Source organism: Jatrophihabitans sp. YIM 134969, from assembly GCF_054456675.1.
The window spans coordinates 1-15264 of sequence record NZ_JBTJEQ010000050.1 but is presented as its reverse complement, the minus strand read 5'-3'; the positions used below and the strand labels follow the sequence as shown (position 1 = coordinate 15264).

17 protein-coding genes and 2 tRNA genes are annotated in these 15264 nt (G+C 72.7%); 6 read left to right on the top strand and 13 right to left on the bottom strand.

Going from position 1 to position 15264, the window contains the following annotated elements; translation table 11 throughout:
- Nucleotides 1–86: 86 nt before the first annotated feature.
- The 4 genes from ACXR2U_RS20090 to ACXR2U_RS20075 all read right to left on the bottom strand — a co-directional run bounded on the left by ACXR2U_RS20090 (nucleotide 87) and on the right by ACXR2U_RS20075 (nucleotide 2830).
- Nucleotides 87–749, bottom strand: a complete 663-nt coding sequence (locus ACXR2U_RS20090) for an aminodeoxychorismate/anthranilate synthase component II (protein ID WP_458826859.1) — start codon at nucleotides 747–749, stop codon at nucleotides 87–89.
- Between the two features lie 186 nt (nucleotides 750–935).
- Nucleotides 936–1163, bottom strand: coding sequence for a hypothetical protein (locus tag ACXR2U_RS20085; protein WP_458826858.1), 228 nt, complete (start codon nucleotides 1161–1163; stop codon nucleotides 936–938).
- Nucleotides 1163–1993, bottom strand: coding sequence for a class E sortase (locus tag ACXR2U_RS20080; protein WP_458826857.1), 831 nt, complete (start codon nucleotides 1991–1993; stop codon nucleotides 1163–1165). Before ACXR2U_RS20080 ends, ACXR2U_RS20085 begins: the two co-directional genes overlap by 1 nt.
- Before the next feature lie 69 nt (nucleotides 1994–2062).
- On the bottom strand, nucleotides 2063–2830 hold the full coding sequence (locus tag ACXR2U_RS20075; protein WP_458826856.1) for a DUF881 domain-containing protein: 768 nt from the start codon (nucleotides 2828–2830) through the stop codon (nucleotides 2063–2065).
- A 65-nt stretch (nucleotides 2831–2895) separates the two neighbouring features.
- Here ACXR2U_RS20075 and crgA point away from each other — a divergent pair, with 65 nt between their 5' ends.
- The gene (gene crgA / locus ACXR2U_RS20070; RefSeq protein ID WP_458826855.1) at nucleotides 2896–3168 is read left to right on the top strand and encodes a cell division protein CrgA; all 273 of its coding nucleotides are present in this window, start codon (nucleotides 2896–2898) and stop codon (nucleotides 3166–3168) included.
- 127 nt (nucleotides 3169–3295) lie between these two features.
- Nucleotides 3296–3733 (top strand): PH domain-containing protein, encoded by a 438-nt coding sequence (locus tag ACXR2U_RS20065; protein WP_458826854.1) that lies wholly within the window; start codon nucleotides 3296–3298, stop codon nucleotides 3731–3733.
- Nucleotides 3734–3739: 6 nt separating this feature from the next.
- Here the strand turns inward: ACXR2U_RS20065 and ACXR2U_RS20060 are convergent, their stop codons facing one another.
- Nucleotides 3740–4609, bottom strand: coding sequence for a rhomboid family intramembrane serine protease (locus tag ACXR2U_RS20060; RefSeq protein WP_458826853.1), 870 nt, complete (start codon nucleotides 4607–4609; stop codon nucleotides 3740–3742).
- A gap of 85 nt (nucleotides 4610–4694) precedes the next feature.
- Nucleotides 4695–5222: a peptidylprolyl isomerase gene (locus ACXR2U_RS20055; protein WP_458826879.1), complete on the bottom strand. Its 528-nt coding sequence runs from the start codon at nucleotides 5220–5222 to the stop codon at nucleotides 4695–4697.
- 210 nt (nucleotides 5223–5432) lie between these two features.
- On the opposite strand from ACXR2U_RS20055, the gene ACXR2U_RS20050 reads away from it, so the two are divergent.
- On the top strand, nucleotides 5433–6632 hold the full coding sequence (locus ACXR2U_RS20050; protein WP_458826852.1) for a hypothetical protein: 1200 nt from the start codon (nucleotides 5433–5435) through the stop codon (nucleotides 6630–6632).
- Nucleotides 6633–6714: 82 nt separating this feature from the next.
- Here the strand turns inward: ACXR2U_RS20050 and ACXR2U_RS20045 are convergent, their stop codons facing one another.
- From ACXR2U_RS20045 to ACXR2U_RS20035, 3 genes are read right to left on the bottom strand one after another with little or no spacing between them, the layout of a single operon-like run.
- On the bottom strand, nucleotides 6715–7395 hold the full coding sequence (locus tag ACXR2U_RS20045) for a hypothetical protein (RefSeq protein ID WP_458826851.1): 681 nt from the start codon (nucleotides 7393–7395) through the stop codon (nucleotides 6715–6717).
- A gap of 29 nt (nucleotides 7396–7424) precedes the next feature.
- Complete coding sequence (locus ACXR2U_RS20040; RefSeq protein ID WP_458826850.1) at nucleotides 7425–8141, bottom strand: type 1 glutamine amidotransferase; 717 nt, start codon at nucleotides 8139–8141, stop codon at nucleotides 7425–7427.
- Nucleotides 8138–9457 (bottom strand): DUF1727 domain-containing protein, encoded by a 1320-nt coding sequence (locus ACXR2U_RS20035; RefSeq protein ID WP_458826849.1) that lies wholly within the window; start codon nucleotides 9455–9457, stop codon nucleotides 8138–8140. The genes ACXR2U_RS20040 and ACXR2U_RS20035 overlap by 4 nt, the downstream gene beginning before the upstream one ends.
- 140 nt (nucleotides 9458–9597) lie before the next feature.
- Here ACXR2U_RS20035 and ACXR2U_RS20030 point away from each other — a divergent pair, with 140 nt between their 5' ends.
- The 3 genes from ACXR2U_RS20030 (at nucleotide 9598) to ACXR2U_RS20020 (ending at nucleotide 14274) form a co-directional block, all read left to right on the top strand.
- Nucleotides 9598–10968: a peptidoglycan DD-metalloendopeptidase family protein gene (locus tag ACXR2U_RS20030; RefSeq protein ID WP_458826848.1), complete on the top strand. Its 1371-nt coding sequence runs from the start codon at nucleotides 9598–9600 to the stop codon at nucleotides 10966–10968.
- Between the two features lie 146 nt (nucleotides 10969–11114).
- Nucleotides 11115–12374, top strand: coding sequence for a peptidoglycan DD-metalloendopeptidase family protein (locus tag ACXR2U_RS20025; RefSeq protein WP_458826847.1), 1260 nt, complete (start codon nucleotides 11115–11117; stop codon nucleotides 12372–12374).
- Nucleotides 12375–12417: 43 nt separating this feature from the next.
- Entirely contained in the window at nucleotides 12418–14274 is a 1857-nt protein-coding gene (locus ACXR2U_RS20020; RefSeq protein ID WP_458826846.1) for a metallophosphoesterase, read from the top strand.
- A gap of 57 nt (nucleotides 14275–14331) precedes the next feature.
- Here the strand turns inward: ACXR2U_RS20020 and ACXR2U_RS20015 are convergent.
- The 4 genes from ACXR2U_RS20015 to ACXR2U_RS20000 all read right to left on the bottom strand — a co-directional run.
- A tRNA-Ala gene (locus ACXR2U_RS20015) sits at nucleotides 14332–14404 on the bottom strand.
- Nucleotides 14405–14428: 24 nt separating this feature from the next.
- A complete protein-coding gene (locus ACXR2U_RS20010; protein WP_458826845.1) occupies nucleotides 14429–14647 on the bottom strand; it encodes a hypothetical protein in 219 nt (72 codons plus the stop codon).
- A gap of 41 nt (nucleotides 14648–14688) precedes the next feature.
- Nucleotides 14689–14762 (bottom strand) — tRNA-Ile (locus ACXR2U_RS20005).
- A 75-nt stretch (nucleotides 14763–14837) separates the two neighbouring features.
- Nucleotides 14838–15264, bottom strand: a 427-nt coding sequence (locus tag ACXR2U_RS20000; RefSeq protein ID WP_458826844.1) for a DUF3566 domain-containing protein, incomplete at its 5' end; no start/stop codon positions are given.

Here is a 15264-nt window from a genome sequence, read left to right as displayed (position 1 = left end):
AGTGGTCACCTTCCCCGGTCAGTGGTCAGGAAATGCTGACCACTCAAGGGGTTTCGTGACCACTCGCCGGATCGGGTGAGCGGCGGCTACGCCAGGCCCGCGAAAGCCGTCGCGCGCATGCCGGCCATCTGGGCGTCGAGCTCGTCGATGAGGGCGTCGGGGATCTCCGCTCCCGCCGAGCGCAGCCAGGCGGCGACCATCCGGTGGCCGCCCTCGGTGAGCACCGACTCGGGGTGGAACTGCACGCCCTCGATCGGCAGCGAGCGGTGGCGCAGGGCCATGATCACGCCGCTCGGGGTGGCACCGGTGACCTCGAGGTCACCCGGCAGACCGTCGCGTTCGACCGCGAGGGAGTGGTAGCGGGTCGCGGTGAACGGCGAGGGCAGGGGCGCGAGGACCCCGGTGCCGTCGTGCTCGACGAGCGAGGTCTTGCCGTGCAGCAGTTCCGGCGCGCGGGAGACCACGCCGCCGAACGCCACTCCGATGGCCTGGTGGCCGAGGCACACGCCGAACAACGGGGTTCCCGACGCCGCGGCGGCCTCGACGACCGGGATCGACGCCCCGGCCTCCTCGGGCGTGCCGGGGCCGGGGGAGACCAGCACGGCGTCGTGGGCCGCGACCGCCGCACCGGCGTCGGACAGGGCCGGGTCGTCGTTGCGCAGCACCTCGACCTCCGCCCCGAGCTGGGCGAGGTACTGGACGAGGTTGTAGACGAAGCTGTCGTAGTTGTCGACGACGAGGACGCGCACCGCGCGTGCCTCCTTCCTGGCCTGGGACGTGTCTCAGAACTCCCGCTCGTCGCGAGCGGCGCTGAGGTGCGGTGGATGCGAGGCGGAGGAGGAGTCGGCTACCAGGGTTGTATCCGCGACGACGACAACGCAGCAGACGCCGTGCCTCGGCACCGCGCAGCAGAGCATGGGGTTTTGAGACACGGCCTAGTTGCCGGGCAGCACCGACGGCACGCTGGTGGTCACGGTCGTGACCACCGTGTTCGCGCCGTTGCCGCCCTCGTCGATGGTCACGTTGTCGAACGGCAGCCGCGGTTCGGCCCACGGGAAGACGACGAACAGCAGCAGCGCGGAGACCGCGGCGATCAGCAACGCGACCTGCAGGATCCGCAGCGCGGTGACGCCGGGCAGGTGCCGCCAGATGAAGACGTACATCAGAGCGTGCCTCCGAGCTCGGTCGGGATCAGCTTGCCCTTGGCGGGCTTGGTGGCGGTGAGCTTGGCGTGCAGGATCATCCGCTGGCTCGCCGAGTACTTCGGGTGACAGGTCGTCATCGTCATGTAGCTGCCGGACGGCTGGCTGTCGGCCTTGTCGGGCGTCGGGGCGATGACGGCGACGTCGGTCGGGGCGACGATCTCGCGACCCACGACGCCGTTGGCGTCGGGCTTGGACAGGTCGGTCCCCTGCCCGAGGATCTGGTAGACGTACCAGAACCCGGGCACCTGGACCACGACGGCGTCGCCCGGCTTGAGCTGGTCGAGGTTGAGGAACGGCTCGCCCTTGCCGACCCGGTGGCCCGCGACCGAGAAGTTGCCCTCCTGGCCGGGCAGCGCGGTGCCGGAGTAGTGGCCGGGGCCCTTCTCCAGGTCGGCGTCGTTGACGCCCTCGACGACCGTGAAGTTGAAGTCCTGACCGAACGTCGGGATGTAGAGGTTGGCGATGCCCTGACCGGCCGGGATCGTCTTCTGCGCAGCACCCGGCAGTTGCAGGGTCTCCGAGCCGACGGTGGGCTGGTCGAGGACCTGCTGGAACGCCTTGTGCACCTCGGACTGCTTCTGGGCGGCGAACAGGTTCGTCACCCAGACCTCGTAGACGACGAACAGCAGGATGATCAGGCCGCCGGTGATGAGCGTCTGCCCGATGCCGCGGGCGACGAGGCGGACCTTGTCGGCCCGTGAGCGTCGGCGTGGGAGGGTGTCGGTGGCCGAGTGCCGGCCACCGCCGTCACCGTCGTCGCCGCCGAGGGCAACCTGGGTCGCGGTCAACGCTCACCTCTGCTCACACAGGTGCCCGGCCGGGGTGGTCCGACCGGGCGCTCGGGCTACCGTCCAGGGTCAACCCGGAGCGGCGTAGGACAGGTCCAGCGGGCCGTCGTACGCGGGCACGGTCACGGTGTGGGGGTCGGAGACCTCGTATCCCACGCCGTAAGCCTGCACGGCCTGCTCCAACAATGACACACCGTAGGAGTTCGCGAGTCGCGTTCTCATGGTGTCCGGAGGTCCGATGGCCTCGACCGCGTAGGGCGGCGAGTAGACCCGGCCGTTGAGCAGCAGGGTGTTGCCCACACACCGGACCGCGCTGGTCGGCACGAGCCGTTGCCCCACGATGGAGATCGCCTGCGCCCCGCCCGCCCACAGGGCGTTGACGACCGCCTGCAGGTCGGACTGGTGGATGACGAGTTGGTCGAGCGCCGCCTGGTCGGTCGGGTCGACCTGGTCGACGGCCGAGGCCGGGGCGTCGTCGAGGGTGACGGTGAGGCCGTCGCCGGTGGCCGGGGTCTGGCCGAACGGGTCGCCGAGGGCCTCGACCTGCGACTGCACGGCCGTCACCCGGCCGTTGCCCTTGCCCGCGGCGGCCGCGGCGGCGTCGACCTGGGCCGTGAGCACGCGGACCGCGGCGTCGAGGCTCGCCACGGTGCCCGTGGCCGAGCGCACCGTCCCGGCGAGGTCGACGGTCTCGGGCGAGCGCAGGTCGGTGCCCCGGGCGGTCTGCGCGCTGGTCGCGAACAGCGCCCCGGCACCGAGCGCGACGACGGGCACGAGCACCCGCCACAGCGTCACCGGCCGGCGGGTGCGCTGCGTTCCGTCCTCGCCCCTGTCCATCGCGCACTACGCTAGCGCCGACCACGCGGGCCACACCCCGCCTGCCGCGATCCGAGGAACCACCCGTGCCGAAGTCGAAGGTCCGCAAGAAGCCCGCCACCGCCGCCGCCCGAGGCGGGGTGTCGCGTACGCCCGTCGTCGTGGAACGGCAGGGGCCGTCGCCGAAGTGGTACCCGATCACCATGGCGGTGGTCCTGCTGCTCGGGCTCGCCTACATCGTCGTCTACTACATCGCGGGCGGCGACGTCCCGTACATGCAGGACCTGGGGGGCTGGAACCTCGCGATCGGCTTCGGTGTGCTCGTGCTCGGGCTGCTCATGAGCGTCCGCTGGCGCTGACCCACAGGTCTGTCCACCGGTGTGAACGACACCGGTGTCGTTCGTCCCCAGGTGTGGACCGGACTGTGGAGAACCACATGGCTGTCATTCGTCCCCAGCTGTGGACAGGGCTGTGGACGACCCGCGGTTGAGGTTCGGCCCCGCCCCGGCGTGGGCGCGGGCCTTCGCCGCGGTCGCCCTGGTCGCGGCCGTCACCGCGGTGTTCGCCGATCTCCAGGGCCGGGTGCTCGCGGTGGCCGTCGCCGTGGCGTTCGCCGCGCTCGCGGTGGTGGACCGCCGGAGCTCGCCCCGGTTGGTCGTGGACCCGGACGGCCTGACCGTGCGCGAGGTGACCGGTCAGCGGCGGTTGGCGTGGGACGTGGTCGAGACCGTCGCGGTGGACGAGCGGATCCGCTTCGGACGCATCGTCCACACCCTCGAGGTCGACGCCGGTGACGTGCTGGTGGTGCTGGGGCGTCGTTCCCTCGACGCGGACCCGGTGACCGCCGCCCGCCGCATCGTGGCGGCCGCGCCCGCGGACCGGCGCGCGGATCTCGGCGGCGACATCCGCCGCCGCGCCCGCTGACCCCCTCTAGCCCCGGACGGCCTGGGCCGCGACCGTCAGCAGGACCAGCGCGAGCAGCAGCACCCCGAGCCCGACGCCCTGCCAGCGGGTGTCGAGCCGGCGCGGCGTGCGGGTCGGCAGGCCGCCGATGGCCGCACCGGCGAGCGCGCCCACGAGCAGCCCGCCGACGTGCCCCTGCCACGAGATGAACGGCAGCGTGAACGTGATGACCAGGTTCAGGACCAGGGTCATGACCAGCGAGCGCGGGTCGATGCGCAGCTGGCGGTAGAGCAGCAGCGCCGCTCCGAACAGGCCGAAGATCGCCCCCGACGCCCCGACGGTGGCGGTGTTGAACGGCGAGAGCCACAGCACCGCGACCGATCCGCCGAGCGCCGACAGCAGGTACACCGCGACGAACCGCCAGCGGCCGAGCAGGGTCTCGAGCGGCGGGCCGAGGACGTACAACGCCAGCATGTTGAAGGCGAGGTGCAGCAGGCTCAGGTGCAGGAACGCGCTGGTGAACAGGCGCAGGTACTCGTGCGACTGCAGCACGAGCGACGGCACGAGGATCCAGCTGCGGTAGAGCCCGCCGCCCTGGTTGTGCAGCACCCCGACGTTCGTGGTGCCGAACGTGATGAGGAACAGCGCGACGTTGAGCCCGATGAGGGTGTACGACACCCACGGGGTGGCGCTGCGCGCGACCGAGGCCCCGACCGAGGTGCGCGGCTGGCGGATGGTGGCGTTGCCGAGCTTGACGTCGTCGGGGCACATGAACCCGACCGACGCCGGTCGCATGCAGTCCGGGCAGATCGGCCGGTCACACCGCACGCACCGCACACCGGTCTCGCGCATGGGGTGCCGGTAGCACCGCGCGAGACCGGTCTGCGTGTCGCTCACTGCTAACCCGCCCGCCGCACACGACGACGGCGGGCTCGAAGCTCCGCGCCTCGCTCGTGCCTCGCTCGGGTGCTCACGGAACTGCTCAGGACTCGATCTCGATCGAGTCGATGACGACGTCGTCGACCGGCTTGTCGCCGCGACCGGTCTTGGTGGTGGCGATGGCGTCGACGACCGCGCGGCTCTCGGCGTCGGCGACCTCACCGAAGATCGTGTGCTTGCGGTTCAGGTGGGGGGTCTTGCCGACGGTGATGAAGAACTGCGAGCCGTTGGTCCCCGGGCCGGCGTTCGCCATGGCGAGCAGGTAGGGACGGTCGAACGAGAGCTCGGGGTGGAACTCGTCACCGAACTGGTAGCCCGGGCCGCCCATGCCGGTGCCCTCGGGGTCGCCGCCCTGGATCATGAAGCCGCTGATGACGCGGTGGAAGATCGTGCCGTTGTAGAGCGGCGTGCCGGTCTTCTTCTGGCGGGTGGCGCGGTCGGTCCACTCCTTGGTGCCGTCGGCGAGGCCGACGAAGTTGGCGACCGTCTTGGGGGCGTGGTCCGGGAGCAGGTTGACGACGATGTCGCCCCGGTTGGTGTGCAGGGTGGCGCGCGTGGGCACGGCTGGGATTCCTCCTCGGGAGGCGACCGCGCCGGTGGCGGCGGTCACGGGTGGGCGCGACAGGCCGGGCCGACCCGCAAGGCAGCGGTGCCCGATCCGTCGCACTCGGCGGACGCAGGGGTTCAATCCTGCCACGCGCGGGTATGGGGATGCCGGGCCGTGGGGCCCGGCAGGGTCCGCCCTGTCGTTCGAGACCTGACGACCAGCGAGGAGTCCACTGTGAGCCACCACAGCGTCCGTGACGAGGTCAGCGACCGGGTGAGCACCGCGTCCGACGCCGTGACCGCGCGCGCCGCCGATCTCTCGGCGACCGTCGGCGAGAAGGCCGCGCCGATCGCTGCGGCGGTGGGCGAGAAGGCGAGCGCGCTCTCCTCGATCGCCGCCGACCGCGCGAGCACCGCGCGCGACTCGCTCGGCACGGCGGTCGCCGGCGCTGCCGCGACCCTCGCCGAGCGGAGCAAGTCCCTGGGCGAGCAGGCGTCGTCGGTGGCGTCCGACCGCGCCGAGGAGCTGCGCAAGGCGGCTGCCGACCGCGCCGAGACGCTGTCCAAGCGCAGCCGCAAGCAGGCCGACGCCCTCCGGGCGGCCACCGAGAAGCGCGCCGCCGAGCTGCGCAAGCAGGCCGACAAGCGTGCCGCGAAGCTGTCGAAGAAGGCCGACAAGAAGGCGAGCAAGACCCGCAAGAAGGCCGGCAAGAAGGCCGACGCCCTCATCGGGCAGCTCCACGACCAGCTCGGCACCGCGAGCGACGCCGCCGCGAACCGGGCGCTCGACCTGCGCGACACCGCGGTCAAGCGCGGTGACAAGCAGTGGAAGCAGGCCGTCAAGCAGGCCGACAAGGTCATCGCCAAGGCCGAGAAGCGCGGCAAGGCCGTCTCCGACGAGGCGTTGGTGCGGGCTCAGGCCGTCGCGGCCGCCGCCAAGGGCGACCTGCGCCCCAAGAGCAAGAGCCGCAAGGGCCTCATCGTCTCGATCCTGGTCGTGGTCGGCGCCGCCGTCGCCGCGGCGCGGGTGCTCGGCAAGGCGGGCGGCGCCGGTGCGCCGGCCGGTGGTTCGGGCGGTTCCTCCGGTTCCTCGAACAGCGGCTCGTCGGTCGCGGCCAAGGTCAGCTCGGTCGCCGACACCGCCGCCGAGAAGGCCAAGACCGCCGCGTCCGAGGTCAAGGACACCGCCGCCAAGGCTGCGGACAAGGTCGCCACCAAGGTCGACGACGTGAAGTCCTCGGCCGACACCTCGGGCGACAGCGCGCTGGACAAGGCCGCGGACAAGGTCAAGGACGCGGCCGACAAGGTAGCGGACAAGACGGCCGATGCCGCCGACACCGCCGCTGCGAAGTCCGACGACGTCTCCGACCGGGCCAAGGCCGCGGCCGCCGACGTCACCAAGAACACCAACAACAACGGCTCGTCGGCGAGCTGACCGCACCTGCACCACGAGCGCCCCGTCGACCTCACGGTCGGCGGGGCGTCGTGCTGTCCGAGGCCCGTGCGAACCGGGAGAGCTAGAAGCGCGGGGCGATCTGGGCGGCGACGTTCTTGGCGTTGAAGGACACGTCGTTCTGCTGCGTCTTCACCGTGACGACCCGCTTGCTCTTGGCGAAGGCGGCGGCCCAGTCGGTGTTGCCGTCGGGCGGGTAGAAGGTCGTCCGGTAGAGGATCGCGTCGACGCACTTCTCGGGCCGGTCGTCCTGAGTGGTCGCGGCGGTGCAACCGTCCTGGGCGATGAGCGCCTGCACGCCGATGCGCTCGGGCGCGGCGATCGTGTCGCGGATCATCGCGTTGTAGGCGCCGACCTGGCTCGGGTAGTTCTGCACCGAGATCTGCAGGATCATCCGGCTGTCGTCGTACTGCCAGTAGAAGTTGCAGCCGGGCGGCGAGGTCGTCGTGAGCATGACCCGGCCGACCCGGTCGCCCTCGGCCTGCCGCGCGGCGTCGTTGCTGATGTACGGGCAGGTGTTGTCCGGCGCCGCGACCTCCTGCACCGGCTTCGCCGGGGCGACGGGTGCCTCGCTGATCGGGGTGGTGGTCGCGGGCGGCGCCGTCGACGTCGTGACGATCGTCGAGGTCGTGGTGGCGGGACCGTTCGACGACGCCGTGCAGGCGGTCGCGGTCGCGGCGGTGAGGGCGGCCGCGAGCAGGCCCGCGGCGCGCCACCGGGTGGCGGTCGGAGTCGAGGTGGGCATCGGGTGCGAAGGGTAGAGGGCGCGGGGAGTCAGCGCGGGCGGGTCACAGCGACCTCTGCAGCGCGGGCGGCGCGGCGGTCGTCGAGCGGGGCGAGGGTGTCGCCCTCGGCGAGCTCGCCGCGACGGACCAGCGCGCGGCGCAGCAGCTCGTCGGCGAGCGCCGGTGCCTTGGCCAGCAGCGGGCCGTGCAGGTAGGTCCCGATGACGTTGCGCCACACCGCGCCCTCGCCGCGGTCCTCGCCGTTGTTGCCGCGCCCGGCCGCCGTGCGGCCGAGCGGCTCGGCACCGGGTCCCAGACGGGTCAGGCCGCTGTGGTTCTCGTAGCCGACCAGCCGGCCGAACTGCGGGCTGTCGACGGTGATGTTGCCGATCAGCCGGGTCGAGCTGCCGAACGTCTCGACGTCGAGGATCCCGACGCCCGGGATGTCGCGGCCCTCGTGGGTGACGAACCGGTGGCCGAGCAGCTGGTAGCTGCCGCAGATCGCCAGGAAGACCACCCCGGCCTCGGCGAGCTCGCGCAGGTGCGGCCCGCGCGCGACGAAGTCGGTGCCGATGTCGCCCTGGGCCGCGTCCTGCCCGCCGCCGCCGACCAGCACGTCGACGTCGTCCGGGATCGGGTCGCCCTGCCGGACCGGCACGAACTCGGCGGGCAGCCCGCGCCACTCGAGCCGGCGTCGCAGCACCAGCACGTTGCCGGTGTCGCCGTAGAGGTTCATCTCGCGGGGGTAGAGGTGGGCGATCTTCACGACGTCACCTCCGGCGGCCGGGTGGCCATCCGTTCCATGCGGGGGTGCAGGTGCCACATCGCGGTGTAGGTCGCGAAGACCACGACCTCCCCGCCCGTGGGCGCGGCGTCGACCGCGTCCGAGACCGCCCGCTCCAGGTCGGGTTCGACGACGTCGGTGTCGACGTCGTCGTAGGACAGCCGCAGCGCCATGTCCGCCGCCCGCACGCCCGAGGTGCGGATCGAGGCGTCCGGGAACCGCTGCAGCGAGCGGAAGTCGACGTCCCAGAGCCAGGAGACGTCGCGGCCGTCGGCGTCGGCGTCGTTGATCGCGACCGTCACGACGGCCGGGTCGGCGTGGTCGAGGGCGCGCAGGCTCTGGCGGAAACCGGCCGGGTTCTTCACCAGGTGCAGGACGACGTGCCGGCCGCGGATGCTGAACGCCTGCCCGCGCCCGAAGGCGGGCTCGACCCGGGCGAGGCCCGCGAGCACCTGCTCACCGGTCAGTCCGGTCGTCAACGCCAGCGCGGCGGCGCCCGCGGCGTTCTGCGCGTTGTGGGTGCCCTCGGCCCGCAGGACGACGTCGTGGTCGGTGCCGTCGAGGCGCAGCGTGATGGCCGGGTGGTCGGGCGTGGCGAGGGTCCGCAGTTCGGCGCGGGCGGGAACGTCGTCGCTCACGTCGGCCGGCAGGTCCGGGTCCTCGCCCTCCGACACGTCGTCGTAGAGCTCCTCGTCGGTGGGGAAGTCCCGTCGGAGCGCCGAGGCGACGCCGTAGTACGTCACCGGGGCGCCGGCAGTGGTGGCGAGCGCGGCGATGCGGGGGTCGTCGCGGTTGAGGACGACGGCCGTGGTGGCCGACTCGGCGACGGTCCGGAGCAACCGGGCGGTGGTGTCGATCTCGCCGAACCGGTCGAGCTGGTCGCGCATGACGTTGAGCAGCAGCACCCGGTCGGGCTTCACGAGTTCGACGAACCGGACCGCCCAGGCCTCGTCGAGTTCGAGCACCGCGACGTCGGCCGGGATCCGCCCCCGACGGTCGGCGGCGTCCACGACCGTGGTGATGACCCCCCGCACGAAGTTCGAGCCGGAGTCGTTGGTGAGCACCCGGTGGTGCCCGTTGAGGACGGTGGCGACCATCTTCGTCGTCGTCGTCTTGCCGTTCGTCCCGGAGACGACGACGATCCCGAGGGGCAGGGTCGCCAACGCACGGGGGAGGAACCGCGGGAACAGCTTCTCGACGACCAGCCCGGGCAGGGCGTTGCCCTTGCGGCCCGCACGCTGCAACACCGCGAGCACGGTCTTCCCGGTCCACACGGCCAGCAGGTCGGTGGGGCGCACGGGTGAGGAGCCTAGGCGGTCGGGGCACGTCCCGGCCGCGGCGCCCGGGACCCACCTCCACCGCGACCGCGCCGCGCGTGAAGCGGGTGTGAGGAAGTAGGGTTCTCGCACCACCATCCACTCTGAGGCAGATTCTCCTGATGCGACGACAGACCGGCCGGCGAGCAACGACGCTCGCGGCCCTGGCGACCGCTCTCGTGGGCGCGGCCGTCGTCGCCACCACCGGGACCGCGGCGGGCGCGCCGACCACCCCGCCGCCCACCACGTCGTCGACCGGGACGACCTCACCGCCGCCGACCCCTCCCACGGGCACGCCCACCTCGCCCGCGACGGGGACGACGACCGCCACGCCCACCGCGACCCCGACCTCCAGCCCCACCGACACCGGCCCCGCGTCCAAGGGGGTGCCGGCCACCTTCACCGGCCGGCTGACCGAGCTGCGCACCCAGGCGACGACCCTGCAGGCCGACCTGACCGCGAAGCAGACCGTGGCCGTGAAGGCGATCGCGACGTACACGGCCACGACCCGCCAGGTGCAGGCGGCGCTCGCCACCGCGTCGAAGGCGCAGAGCGAACTCGCCACCGCGAACGAGGACCTCGACGCCGCCCGCACCCAGCTGCAGGTGTTGGCCCGTGACACCTACGTCGACCGCATCCCCCACACCAGCTCGGCCCTGCTGCTCACCGAGAACGTCGGCGACCTCGACTTCGCGGTGGCCGCCCTGGGCTTCCTCGCGTCCCGCAACGAGGACGTCTACACCCGGTTCACCGCCGCGAAGTCCGCGGCCGAGGCGTTCGCCGCGACCCAGCAGGACGCCGTCGACCGGTCGCGCACGTTGCAGACCAAGGCCGACACCCAGCGCGCCACGGCTCTCACCGCCCTCGGTGAGGTGCAGACCCAGCACGGGGTGTTCCTCGCCGCGGTGACCGCCCTGCGCGACGACGCCGCGAAGGCCGCCGGCGCCGCACCGCTCTCGGCCGCGGACACCAAGGCCTACCAGACGTTCCTCACCGAGCTCAACGCGCTCGCCGGCAGCGGCGGGCCGGTCGGCACGGGCACCGGCACGACCTACGTCGCGGGCGGACCGGGGTTGACCCCGCTGCCCGGCACCTCGTGGGTCAAACCGTTGGTGAAGTACACGGTGGCGTCCTGCTACTGCGCGCGCTGGGGCACCTTCCACCACGGCGTGGACCTCTCGGCTCCGCTCGGCACGCCCATCTACGCGGTCGGCGCCGGCACGGTCGTCGCCGCCGGCCCGTCGCAGGGGTTCGGCAACTGGGTCGTCGTCGACCACCACGACGGCTCGTTCTCCATCTACGGCCACATGCGGGTCCTCGCCACCGTCGTCGGCAAGCAGGTGGAGCCCGGCACCCTCATCGCCTACGTCGGCAGTGAGGGCGAGTCGACCGGTCCGCACCTGCACTTCGAGGTGCGCACCGGCAGCTACGCGAGCGCCGCCACGAGCACCGACCCGGTGCTCTGGCTGGCCCAGCGCGGCGTCACCCTCTGACCGGGGCACCTCCCGCGGACCCGGTCGGCACCCCGGGGTCGCCGACGCCTCAGGAAACGAGCCCCTGTCACGCGTGTGACGAACGGGAATGATGTGACGGTTGTGGTTCGATGGGCCCCGCCCCGCCCCCGTACCTGGGAGACCCCTTGCGCCGCCTCGCCGCCGTCGCCACGCTCGTCCTGGCGTTGACCGGGTCGCTGCTCGTCGCGTCCGGGTCGGCCGGAGCCACCCCGCCCCCGCCCAACCCGAGCAACGGCCAGATCTCGGCCGCCCAGAAGGCCCGGGCCGCGCTCGCCGCCCAACTGGGTTCGCTGCAGGCGCGGGCCGCGGAGCTGCAGGGCCAGATCATCGCCCTGCAGGCGGCGGCCGACGCCGCGGTCGTGAAGTACCAGCAGACCACCCAGGCCGTCGCCGCGGCGATCGAGGCCGCGGACCAGGCCAAGGCCGACCTCGACGCCGCGAACGCGAAGGTCGACGGCGCACGCCGGGCGGTGCACGCCCTCGCGCTCGACCAGTACGTCAACGGGGCGACGGGCGACAGCGGCGCCACCCTGCTGTTCTCCGACACCTCCGACGTCGAGTTCACCATCGCGGCGTCCAGCTACCTGGCCAAGCGCCGGGCGGCGACTCTGACCGCGCTCACGGTGTCCAACGTCGCCGCCTCCAACGCCGAGGTCGCGCGCCGCGACGCCCTGGCCGAGGCCGAGCGGCTGCAGGAGCAGGCCGGCGCCGAGCAGAAGACGGCCCTGGCCTCCCTCGGGACGGCCGAGGGCAAGCGGGCCGAGCTCGCGACCACCCTCGCCGACGTCAACCGCCAGGCCGCCACCGCGGCGGCGAAGCTGTCGGGCCTGGTCGACCAGCGCAAGGCCTACAACGCCTACCTCGCGGACCTGGAGCGCAAGCGCCGTGCCGCCGAGGCCGCCCGCCAGGCCGCGGCCGTCGCCGCCGCGGCGCAGAACCAGGGCGGCAGCATCTCGCCCCCGCCTCCGCCGCCGTCGACCACCGGCGCCTGGGGACGGCCGATGACCAACTACCGCATCTCGTCCTGCTACTGCGCCCGGTGGGGGACGTTCCACCGGGGGGTCGACCTCGCCGGTCCGCTGGGCGAACCGATCTACGCCGTCGGGCCCGGCACGGTCGTCGCGTCCGGCCCCGCGCAGGGGTTCGGCAACTGGGTCGTCATCGACCACCACGACGGCACGTTCTCGATCTACGGCCACATGCGGGTGCTGGTCGCCCGCGTCGGTCAGAACGTCACCGCCGGGGTGCTCATCGCCTACGAGGGCCAGGAGGGCCAGTCCACTGGGCCGCACCTGCACTTCGAGGTGCGGGTGGGCAGCTTCTACGGGCCGGAGAACAGCACCGACCCGATCATCTGGTTGGCCCGCCGCGGCGTGACGCTCTGACCGCGACCGGGCCCCGCACGGCCGGTCCGTAGCCTGGTTCCACGTGGAACACGAGGCCGAGCAGCTGCCCCTGCCGCTGCCCGGCCTGCCCCCGACTCTCGCGGCGCGCGGCCGCCGGTTCGACCACCGCCGGGCGCTCGTCACCACGGCCCGCGTGGTCGTCGCGGCCGTGCTGGGCATCGTCCTCGCCGGCGTCGCGGTGGTCATCGTCCCGTACCGCACCTCGATCGCCGGGGTGGAGGTCACGGTGACCGCCACCGCCGTGCCGTCCAAGCGGGGCATCACCGTCGACTCCAGCCTCGGCAGCCTGGTGTTCCGACACGTCACCGCCGTGCCGCTCGGACTGCACATCGCGCCACAGGTCGACCTCGACACCGTCCGCGCCGTCACCGGCACCGACGACTTCGCCGACCGCGCCCGCTCCGACCTCGAAGGCCGCATCCCGTGGGTCGCCCTGCACTTCGGCCTGGCCGCGCTCCTCGGCCTGCTGGTCGGGGCGCTCGCCGGCCGCCTGCTCGTCGACGGTGCCCTCGCCCTCGCGGCGCCGGGAACCGGACAGCCACGCAGCCCCCGGCCGGGCCGACCGGGCCGACCGGACGGGGGCACCGGTCACCGGGTGCGGAGGTTGTCGGGACAGGTCGGCGCGGTCAGCGGGGTGGTGGTGGTCGCCGCCGGCTTGGTCGGCGGGATCAGCTACGACGCGAACTGGGTGCGCGGCTACCAGGTCACCGGCCTGCTCGCCGACGTCGCCGCCACCCCCGACCGGCTGGCCGCCCTCGACGCCCGCGACAGCAACGCCGCCGCGAAGATCCGGGCCGTCCTGCGGTTGCAGGACGCCATCACCGCGCCCGCGACGGCGGACGCCACGGCCGACACCGCCTACCGGGTGCTGTTCATCAGCGACGTCCACCGCCGCAACATCTACCCGTACCTGCAGCAGTACATCGCGGCCAACGACGTCGCGTTCATCGTCAACACCGGCGACGAGACGCTCGTGGGCCAGGCCGCCGAGCTGACGCCGGACTACGTGAACTCGATCGCGGCCGTCACCCGGGACACCCCCATGCTGTGGATCAAGGGCAACCACGACTCCACGGCCGTCGCCGACCGGATGGACGCCATCCCGGGCGTCACGGTGCTGACCGACCAGATCGTCACCGCGTTCGGCCTGCAGGTCTACGGCACCCCCGACCCCCGCACCTACGGCGCGTCCGGCGAGCTCGGCTCCGACAACCCCGAGACCGTCACCCGGGTCCAGACCCGCGCCGCGGCCGACGCCCTCGACAAGCTCGACCGCTCGACCTATCTCGACCTGCTGCTCGCCCACGAGCCGGTCGAGGCCGATCTGATGAGCGCGAGCCTCGGGCCGACCGTCCGGGCCCAGGCGTCGGGGCACGTGCACCGGCAGAACGCCGAGAGCGACCTGCAACGCGACGGCCGCATCAGCCTGGTCGAGGGGACGACCGGCCTCGGCGGGCTGCTGCGGGTCGGCGGGGACGACCCGATGTCGTTCTCGATCCTCTCGGTGGCGCCGTCGTGCCAGTTCACCCGGATCGTGCGCTACCAGCTGGCCGACCCGGCGCTGTCCAACGACGACGCCGCGACCTCGTTCGGGGAGAACAGCTCGTTCGTCGTCCACTACTTCGACCGTCAGAACATGGCGGGCGACCGGACCTGCAGCGCGTCCGGGAGCGTCTCGGACCCCAGGCCCGCGGACGACGGCGACGGCTTCGCCACCCTCGCCGACTGGGGCCCGCCGGGTGCGGAGGTGCCGACCGACACCGACGTGCCGAGGCCGGACCCCATCAGCAGTGACGACGAGACCGGCGACGCGGACGTGAACAGCACGCCCGGTGCGAGTGGGTCGACGGCGACGGGATCAGCCAGCCCGACCCGCTGAGCTGCCGGAGCTCCCGGAGCTGCTGAGCCGCGGGCCCTGGGGTCGGCCACCAAGGGGTGGAGACGAAGGGACTCGAACCCTCAACCCCCGCCTTGCAAAGGCGGTGCGCTACCAGTTGCGCCACGTCCCCGGGGTGCGCGTCGTGCGCGGACGCTCAGTCGTGACGACGCCTCGAGCTGTCGACCGCGACGGTCGACGGCGGGGTGAGGTCACGTTCCGCAACACCGCGGGTGGCCTGACTCCAGAGATCGGCGTTGGCCCGCGCCGCGCGGCGCGAGCGCGCCAGCAGCGAGGTCGCCACGCCCAGGGCGCCGGCGCCGAGCGCGACCGCGGCTGCCGCCGCGCCACGCAGGGCCTTGTCGGGCACGGCCACGGCGACCACCTCACACCTCGGGACACGAACCACGTCGTACGTGGGCCTGGGAGGACTTGAACCTCCGGCCTCATCCTTATCAGGGATGCGCTCTAACCGCCTGAGCTACAGGCCCGGGTGCCGACCGATGAGAATACCGGTCGGGGTCGGACGGGTTCCCGCCCGGGTCGACCGACCCGGGCCGGGGGCCCTACTCGCGTTCGGACAACGTCACCTCGACGCCGCCGACGAAGTCGGAGACCAGGTTGTAGATGACCGCGAACAGCGACGACAGCGCGATGAACAGCACGATGTTGACGACGCCGACGATCGCCGCGATCCCCAGGACCTGACCCGGCCGGATGATCGTGGTGGAGTCACCCTGCAGCTGCGCGTAGGCGTCGTTGATCGAGCTGACCACGCCCGAGGCGTCGAGGACGCCGTAGAGCACGCCGATCGCGATCATCCACACCAGCCACAGCGCGATGGCGAGCATGCAGCTGAACTTGAAGACCGACCAGACGTTGACCCGGCGCAGCGTCAACTGCGCCCGGCGCGCCGGCTTCTGGGCCGCCGCCCGGTCGCGCAGCGCCCGCCGGGCGGTCGCGGTCGCAGGGCCTGCCGCACCGCCAGCACCG

Coding starts and splice junctions, on each gene's coding strand:
- ACXR2U_RS20085 (WP_458826858.1), bottom strand. CDS start 1,163: ATGTACGTCTTCATCTGGCGGCACCTGCCCGGCGTCACCGCGCTGCGG.
- ACXR2U_RS20075 (WP_458826856.1), bottom strand. CDS start 2,830: ATGGACAGGGGCGAGGACGGAACGCAGCGCACCCGCCGGCCGGTGACG.
- ACXR2U_RS20045 (WP_458826851.1), bottom strand. CDS start 7,395: ATGCCCACCTCGACTCCGACCGCCACCCGGTGGCGCGCCGCGGGCCTG.
- ACXR2U_RS20030 (WP_458826848.1), top strand. CDS start 9,598: ATGCGACGACAGACCGGCCGGCGAGCAACGACGCTCGCGGCCCTGGCG.